Source organism: Vogesella mureinivorans, assembly GCF_007644035.1.
GTDB lineage: Bacteria > Pseudomonadota > Gammaproteobacteria > Burkholderiales > Chromobacteriaceae > Vogesella > Vogesella mureinivorans.
The window spans coordinates 1-439 of record NZ_VMTV02000951.1 but is presented as its reverse complement, the minus strand read 5'-3'; the positions used below and the strand labels follow the sequence as shown (position 1 = coordinate 439).

Genomic DNA, 439 nt, shown 5'->3' with positions numbered 1-439 from the left:
AGAAGGGCTTTGGCACCGGCACCTCGGACACCTCCGGCGCATCGGCGGAAACGCGTCCGCTGCTGCGCGCAAAGGGCACGCCCAGCGCCCGGCCGCGCAGGAAGCTGCAGGTGAGATCGGCGAACTGGTAGTCGCGGTAGGCGCCGAGGTTGTTGATCAGGGCGCCGTGCGGCTCGGGCCAGGACAGCTCCCAGTCGCCGAAGCCGAAGCCTTCAAGGCTGTGCTCGGGGGGATCGCTGACGTGCCACTTGCCGAAGTAGTGCGTGCTGTAGCCGAGCTCGCGGAAGTAGTCGCCCGCGGTCGGGGCGCCGCCGGGCTGCAGCCACGGAAAGTTGTGCGCGTCACCGCTCTTGACCAGGCCATCGGTCTGGGTGACACCGGTGCGCGGGCCGTACTGCCCGGTCATCAGGCTGGCGCGGCTGGGAATGCAGGCCGATTC

General features: G+C 69.5%; 1 protein-coding gene. It reads right to left on the bottom strand.

Annotated features, from left to right (window positions below; translation table 11 throughout):
- A partial coding sequence (locus FLQ44_RS21290; RefSeq protein WP_147695971.1) for a sulfatase-like hydrolase/transferase occupies positions 1-439 on the bottom strand: 439 nt, incomplete at both ends.